This window comes from Acidiplasma cupricumulans (assembly GCF_001402935.1).
Taxonomy (GTDB): Archaea; Thermoplasmatota; Thermoplasmata; order Thermoplasmatales; family Thermoplasmataceae; genus Acidiplasma; species Acidiplasma aeolicum.
Genome location: NZ_LKBH01000272.1, coordinates 1 through 7,585, shown reverse-complemented (window position 1 = coordinate 7,585; position 7,585 = coordinate 1). Strand labels below are relative to the sequence as shown.

Annotated in this window: 8 protein-coding genes; 3 read left to right on the top strand and 5 right to left on the bottom strand. The window is 35.5% G+C overall.

Annotated elements, in window-relative coordinates; translation table 11 throughout:
* The first annotated feature begins 73 nt into the window (after window positions 1-73).
* Window positions 74-580, top strand: a complete 507-nt coding sequence (locus AOG55_RS07450; protein WP_055041108.1) for an OsmC family protein — start codon at window positions 74-76, stop codon at window positions 578-580.
* Between the two features lie 54 nt (window positions 581-634).
* Complete coding sequence (locus AOG55_RS07445; protein WP_048101673.1) at window positions 635-1,588, top strand: alcohol dehydrogenase catalytic domain-containing protein; 954 nt, start codon at window positions 635-637, stop codon at window positions 1,586-1,588.
* On the opposite strand, the gene rpe is transcribed toward AOG55_RS07445, so the two are convergent.
* Window positions 1,583-2,233, bottom strand: a complete 651-nt coding sequence (rpe, locus tag AOG55_RS07440; RefSeq protein WP_055041110.1) for a ribulose-phosphate 3-epimerase — start codon at window positions 2,231-2,233, stop codon at window positions 1,583-1,585. The genes AOG55_RS07445 and rpe overlap by 6 nt on opposite strands.
* Before the next feature lie 196 nt (window positions 2,234-2,429).
* Here rpe and AOG55_RS07435 point away from each other — a divergent pair, with 196 nt between their 5' ends.
* A complete protein-coding gene (locus AOG55_RS07435) occupies window positions 2,430-3,959 on the top strand; it encodes an ABC1 kinase family protein (RefSeq protein ID WP_156318802.1) in 1,530 nt (509 codons plus the stop codon).
* A gap of 1 nt (window position 3,960) precedes the next feature.
* Here AOG55_RS07435 and hsp14 read toward each other — a convergent pair whose 3' ends face one another.
* Genes hsp14 through AOG55_RS07415 form a run of 4 tightly spaced genes read right to left on the bottom strand, consistent with a single transcriptional unit; the run spans window position 3,961 to window position 7,400 of the window.
* On the bottom strand, window positions 3,961-4,341 hold the full coding sequence (gene hsp14 / locus AOG55_RS07430; RefSeq protein WP_052656759.1) for an archaeal heat shock protein Hsp14: 381 nt from the start codon (window positions 4,339-4,341) through the stop codon (window positions 3,961-3,963).
* Window positions 4,342-4,377: 36 nt separating this feature from the next.
* Window positions 4,378-5,286, bottom strand: a complete 909-nt coding sequence (locus tag AOG55_RS07425) for an ArgK/MeaB family GTPase (protein WP_055041107.1) — start codon at window positions 5,284-5,286, stop codon at window positions 4,378-4,380.
* Complete coding sequence (locus AOG55_RS07420) at window positions 5,273-5,725, bottom strand: cobalamin B12-binding domain-containing protein (protein WP_054964082.1); 453 nt, start codon at window positions 5,723-5,725, stop codon at window positions 5,273-5,275. The genes AOG55_RS07425 and AOG55_RS07420 overlap by 14 nt, the downstream gene beginning before the upstream one ends.
* A complete protein-coding gene (locus AOG55_RS07415; protein WP_048101670.1) occupies window positions 5,694-7,400 on the bottom strand; it encodes an acyl-CoA mutase large subunit family protein in 1,707 nt (568 codons plus the stop codon). The genes AOG55_RS07420 and AOG55_RS07415 overlap by 32 nt, the downstream gene beginning before the upstream one ends.
* Window positions 7,401-7,585 lie beyond the last annotated feature (185 nt).

Below are 7,585 nucleotides of genomic sequence, written 5' to 3'. Positions count from 1 at the left end.
CGATCTATGTTATTTTATTATTTTCCATTTAACAATATTTAAATTTGGCATGATATTTAATTTTTGATATAAAATGGTGAAAATTATAAATAATATAGATATGGAGAAACTTGAGCAAACATCTAAAAAGGTGCATGAAAATGGTGGTCATTTCGGGTCGGAAAAACATATAAAAGGTGAATTCCATTTTGAAGGAAGTCCGATGTTTACAGCAGAATTATCATCAGAAAAGGCAAAATTTATACTGGGTGCTGATGAACCCGGCGTTCTTGGCGGTCAGGGCACACATGCAACGCCGCTTAATTATTTAATGATGGGTGTTATGTCATGTTTTGCATCCACCGTGGCAATACAGGCTGCAAAGAGGGGTGTCAGGCTAAATAAGTTAAATTTCACAGGTCATTTATATTATGACATAGGTCCAGTTGTTGAGGATTCAAATTTCCCAATAATAAAATCTATAAAAATAGATGTTGAATCCGATGAGGATATCAGGGATATTTTAATAGCATCAAGGAAGGCATGTCCGGCTCTGTATGCAATGATAAATCCTATACCCACAGAAATTACCCAGATTTAAATCAATGTTAATGTCACATACCAAAATTTATTAGTTTTTTATTATTTATATATCATGAAGGCTGTAGTAATTAATAATTTTGGCACTGAAAACCTAGAGATAAGGGATGTGGATGAACCATCCGGCGGAATAAAGGTTATGGTTAAAAAGGCAGGGCTTAATCCACTTGATTACAACCTAATAGCCGGAAAGGTTGTTTATGGTGTGTCACCAATGCCTCATATACCTGGTTCAGAAATTATGGGAATTGCCATGGATGATGGAAAAAATATTAAAAAAGGAGACCGTGTAATAGTTTATAATCGAATATTTGACGGAAGCTGCGAAATGTGTATTTCTGGAAATGAACATTTATGCTATAATGGTGGAATATGGGGCGTTGTGACCAATGGCGGATATTCAGAATACATATCAGTGGATGAAAAAAATCTTTTTAAGGTTCCGGATGTAATAGATGATAACACTGCTGTTAGCATAGGTATAGGTGCATTAACAGCATACCGCGCAATTAAGACGGCCAGGCCTGCCCCTGGCTCCAAAATACTTGTTTATGGTGCTGGAAACACAGGAATTTTTACAGTCCAGATTGCAAGGATAATGGGCCTTGATGTGTATGTGTATTCAAGGAAAAATGAGCTTGGCAAATTCGGCATAACCGTATTTAATAAAATACCTGATGATTTTCAGGCAGATACTGTTATTAACCCTCTTGGCAATGGCCTTCTTTCAGAGTCATTGAAGCATGTAAAAAGGCGCGGTAAATTAATTACATACGGTGTTTTAACCGGAAGAAATTTTGAGGCCGATATAGCAGATATATATACAAATGAAAAGCAGATTATTGGGTCCACAGGTGGAACAAGACAGGACCTTTACGAATTACTAAAAATAATGAGTTTAAACAGGTTCTATCTTCCTGTGTACATGGAATACAGTTTGTGGAACATTAAAAAGGCGCTGGAGGACTTTACAAACAGGGAAACTGGAAGGATAATATTAAATCTATAAATTTTTTAATGTTTGAATGCTCTTATATACATCATTGTTAAAAATGTAGGATGCTGATACAAGGATATCAGCACCATTTTCAACGCACTGTTTTCCGGTTATATCATTAATTCCACCATCCACCTCTATTCTTGTTTTTAAATGTTCTGATTTAATAAAATCAGAGGCCTCCTTTATTTTAGGAATTATACTGTTTATAAATTTTTGACCCGAAAAGCCAGGATAAACAGACATTATTAATAAGATCTCAGATCCTGGAAGGTATTTTTTAACCTTTCTAAACTCTGTATCTGGGTTTATTACAATTCCGTACCTTATACCATCCCTTTCAAACTTATTTATAAGTTCTCCTATATCCACGGGAGATTCATAATGAATTAAAAGAACATCCGCACCGGCAGATAAAAAATCTCTGTAATATTTATCTGGACGGTTTATCATTAAATGCGCATCAAGTCTAAGCTTTGTTGATTTCCTTACTGCCCTGATAAGATCAGGTCCCATTGTTATATTATCCACAAAATTTCCATCCATTACATCAAGATGAAATGAACCTGCACCTGCATCCTCGCATTTTTTAATTTCACTCCTTAGATCTGATAAATCGGAAGAAATTATTGACGGTGATACCTCTATATTTCGCATATTTTGTAATTTATTACATTCATATATGCTTTTTGCAAGATTTTTTTTATATAAAAGTAAATCCTTAAATGGCAATACGGAAAGTTTAAGCATATTTTGATTATTTAAGATAGCATATTAATGCCTTATTAAATAATTTAATACAATGTTAATATAATTGTATGAATGCATTAAAAATAATATTAGGGGGATACATTTGCCGGATGAAATTAAGGATATAAGAAAACTGGAAATAAAATATATGATTAAACTGCTTCCTGTATTTAGACGGTTTCTTAGGGATAGAAAAAAATCAAAAAAAAGTGAGGAATATGATTATTTAATAGAAAAAAATGGAAGAAAGGCAGTGAATGTGTTTATTGAGCTTGGCCCCACATTTATAAAACTTGGGCAGGTTCTATCTGCAAGACCGGATCTGCTTCCCAAGGAATATCTAAAGGCCTTTGAGGATCTTCAGGATAATGTCCCACCAGATGACTTTACTCTGGCAAGGAAAATTATTGAAAAAAATGTTGGAAGGATCGAGGAGAATTTCGAGCAATTCAATGAAAATGCAATATCTGGTGCATCATTGGGCCAGGTGTATATTGCCAGATATAAAAACCGTGATGCCGTTGTTAAGGTTAACCGTTATAATATTACATACATACTTCAAAGAGATTTAATAATCATTAAAAGGCTGCTCAGGCTATTCAAAAGATTTATTGATAACTACCTTTATATAAGCATATCCAGTGTTATTTCAGATTTTTCTGTTAGAATATATGATGAGGCCAATTATTTTATAGAGGCCGAAAATCTGAGAAGGATAAAATCAAATATTTCAAAATATGGAATAATTATACCGGAAATATTTTTTGTTTCACGTGAGGTTATAATCCTTGAATATTTGCCAGGAATTAAAATAACAGATGTCAAAGGCTTAAAAGAGGCAGGCGTTGATACAAAAAAACTGGCCTATAAACTTGACCTCACATTTATAAGAATGCTGTTAAGAAATGATATATTTCATGCTGACCCCCACCCTGGAAATATTGCAGTGACATCACAGGGCAGCATAATACTGTATGATTTTGGCATGGTTGGAAAGCTTGATGATAAAACAAGATTTTCCCTTCTTAAACTATACGATGGACTTATAACAAAGGACCCTGATATTATAATAGACTCGCTTTTAGAATTAAACGCATTATCACCTGCCGCAAACCGGGGAATAATAAGGAAGGCAATAGAATTATCCATAGCAAATCTGTCAGGAAGGAATGTAAATGAGATGGATATATCAGAACTTCTTGAAATTGCAAATAATGTCATTTTTGAATTTCCATTTCATCTTCCAAGGGAGCTTGTACTTTACATGAGGATGTCCTCACTTCTGGAGGGCATATGTAAAACCCTGGACCCTAACTTTAAATTTGTGCTTGTTCTGCAGGAAATACTGTATAATGAGGGCATGCTCAACGAACTTTACAGAAAGGAGCTTTCGGATTTTATCTCAAAATCAGTCATATCAATCGAAAAGGGCCTTGATGTGCTTCCGCTTTTAAAAAGAAGGCTTGAAGAACAGACGGATGCGGTAAATCAAAAAAATAACAAAATACCGGTTACCATATTTTTATCAGCCATTTTAATATCGCTCTTTATATTTTCCCATAATTATCCTGTGGTTGCATATCCATTGATGGTTCTGGATATAATATTTTTTATAATATATATAAAAAAATAAATTATTCTATTTTAACCGTTTTAACATTTTTCACAGGTATCTTTACTGTTAACACACCATCCTGGTATTTAGCTGTAAAATCAGCCTCACTGTCTATCTCAACGGGAAGAGAAATGCGTTTAAAGACCTTCTCCGGCCTCTGATTTTCATACAGATTACCATCGGGTTTAATTTCCCTGTCAGCCCTTATTATAAGGGCATTTTTTTCTGCCGTTACCTTTATTTTATTCTTGTCAAAACCAGGTAGATCTGCCTCTACAGTTAATTCTCCCCCATCCTCATAAATGGTAACCGGTGGATAGGCATAGCTCATTATTTCCCTTATGCGGTCATTAATATTCTTCATAAATTCGTCTGAATAAAATTTAAGTGGCCTGTACATAATAAACCTATTATTTAGGTATACAAAAACTTTATGTTATTTTTCTAGATAACCAAATTTTTGACCAGCAACATTTTTCATTATTTTTTCAGCAGCGTAATACGGGTTTTCATTCTCAATATCAGCAGAGTCTATATTATTTATGTATTCTGAATATATTCTGTAAATTTTTTCCATTATTATCTGCTTTATTTTTCTTTCGTTTCTTCTATATTTATTTTGGTATTTCCAGTCATTTATATATTTAACAAACCTGTCATAATTTTCAAGTGTCAATGAATTCAGTCCAATAACAGGAATATCTGCCTTATTGCTCATATTTAACGTTTCCCTAATATCTTTAATTGCCATGTAGGAATCCTCCCTATCCATTTTATTAACAATAAAAATATTTCCTATCTCCATTAAGCCTGATTTCACTGCCTGTATTTCATCACCAAGTCCTGGTGCAAGTATTACACAGGTTATGTCAGCTATATTCATTATATCAAGGTCAGACTGTCCAGAGCCAACTGTTTCCACTATAATATAATCACTGCCTGATGCCTCCATCACCTTAATTATATCCCATGAATATTCAGACAGGCCACCCTCATAAAGCCTATTTGATGTACTCCGCATATAAATGTTGTACCTGCTTAATGCCTCCTGCATTCTTATTCTATTGCCCAGTATTGACCCCCCTGAAAATGGACTTGCAGGATCAACAGCAAGTATTGATACCTTGCCGGTTTTTGCAAGCATTGGCGCTAGATTTCCTATTATTGTACTCTTTCCAACACCCGGAGGGCCTGTTATGCCTATAATTTTTGCACTACCGTGGCTGTATATCCTTCCTATTATTGCCTCCCTTGCATTTTCATCATTTTCAATCAATGAAATTGACCTTGCAATCATCCTTTTATCCCCGGCAAGGATGCCGTTTACAATATCATTTATATTCATTTTTTCTCAGTTCCCTTACCTCTAATGCCCTTTTTGTTACATGGTCAATTATTACATCAAGCCTGGTGCCGGGGCCAAAATTTCCGGTAACACCCATTTTTTCAAGTTTTGGCTTATCCTCATCAGGTATGATTCCACCACCAACAACAGCTATATCATTTATTCCACGCTTTTTAAGTATGTCCATGACCTTTTTAAATGCAGTCATGTGGGCTCCATTTAAAAGGCTTAGGGCTATAACATCCACATCCTCATTAACTGCTGTGTCCACCACCTCCTCCGGCGTTGGAAGCAAACCAGCGTATATTACCTCCATTCCAGCGTCCCTAAAAGCCCTTGCCAGCACAAATATCCCACGGTCATGTCCATCTATGGCCGGCTTTGCAAGAAGGACTTTTATTGGTGGCTTAATAAATTTTTGGTTCTTTCCACTCTCCAAATATCTCCCTCCCTACATTTGATATTTCCTCAATGGTTGCATAGTTTCTAACACAGTCCATTATATATGGCATAAGATTAACATTTTCATCCTGCATCGCATCCCTTAATTTATCCAGTGATCTGGATACCATCTCATTATTCCTGTTTCTTTTTAATTCCTTAAGCCTCTTAACCTGATTTTTTTCTGCTATTTCATCAATTTTTAATATATTAATTGGCTTTTCATCCTCCTCAACATATTTATTCACACCAACCACTATGTCATCCATGTTTTCTATTCTAAGCTGCTTTCTATATGATGTCTCGGCTATTTCCTTCTGTATATAGCCCTTTTTAACTGCATTAAGTATTCCACCCATTTTTTCTATCTCATCAAGATATTTATAAACTGCCTCCTCCATTTCGCTTGTAAGCCTTTCAACATAATACGATCCACCAAGTGGGTCTATAACGTCTGCAATGCCGGATTCCTCAGCTATTATCTGCTGTGTTCTTAATGCAACCTTCACAGCCTCATCCGTTGGCAGTGCCCAGGCCTCGTCATATGAATTTGTGTGGAGACTCTGGGTTCCACCAAGCACCGCAGCCATGGCCTCTATTGTCGTCCTTACAATATTATTTAATGGCTGCTGCCATGTAAGTGTATATCCTGAAGTTTGTGTATGGAATTTTAACTGCATGCTTCTTGGATTTTTTGCCCCATACTTTTCCTTTAATACAGTTGCCCATATTCTTCTGGCCGCCCTGAATTTTGCAATTTCCTCAAAGAAGTTAATAGAGGAATTGAAAAAGAACGACATCCTTGGTGCAAACTTATCCACATCAAGCCCCGCATCTATGCCTGTGTCAATATAATAAAATCCATCTGCCAGCGTGAATGCAAGCTCCTGAACTGCACTTGATCCAGCCTCCCTTATATGGTATCCTGAAACACTTATGTAATTCCATTTCGGAACATTTTCTGTGGAGTAGACAAGCATGTCCCTTATAAGTCTGATATGGGCCTCAGGGGGATACATCCACTCCTTCTGGGCAATGTATTCTTTAAGTATATCGGCCTGAACAGTTCCAGATATTCTGTCTAAATTCACACCCTTTTTCTGGGCAAGAACAAAATACATTGCGGTTAATATTGCGGCAGGTGCGTTTATTGTCATCGATGTACTAATTTTTGAAAGGTCTATGCCGTCGAATATCCTCTCCATATCAGCCAAAGAAGAAACATTAACACCGCATTTCCCGACCTCACCCTCTGCACGTGGGTTATCACAATCGTAGCCATAAAGTGTTGGCATATCAAAGGCTATGCTCAATCCAGTTTCACCGTTGCTTATAAGATACTTTAACCTTTTATTGGTGTCCTCAGGTGTTCCAAACCCAGAAAACATCCTCATTGTCCATAATTTGCCACGGTACATGTTTGGATAAACGCCCCTTGTGTAAGGATATTCTCCAGGCATTCCCAGTACCTCATCAAGATTCTCTGGGAGGTCTCCCCTTGTGTAAAGCTCCTTTATTTTAAAATCAGATGAATTTGTGTAATTTTTTTCCCTGTATCCTGTTTTTTTATTCCAGTCAGCAAGTGTTGAATTTTTCCATCTTTCATATTTTTCATCTATTTTAAATGATTTCTGAATCTGGCTAACTTTTTCCTCATAAAATGAATTCTGCATACTTGCTTAAGTCATAAAAGAATTAATATTTTTCTTTTTTGAATTAATTCATATTTCATTAAAAATAATGTTGTTAATATGACTATTGGTCATGGTCTTATACCAAAATTTTTAACATTATATTTATTTTTCTTAAGGTAACCTTAAATTAAGTACTTATAAAATTTATAATGCAAATATAATTA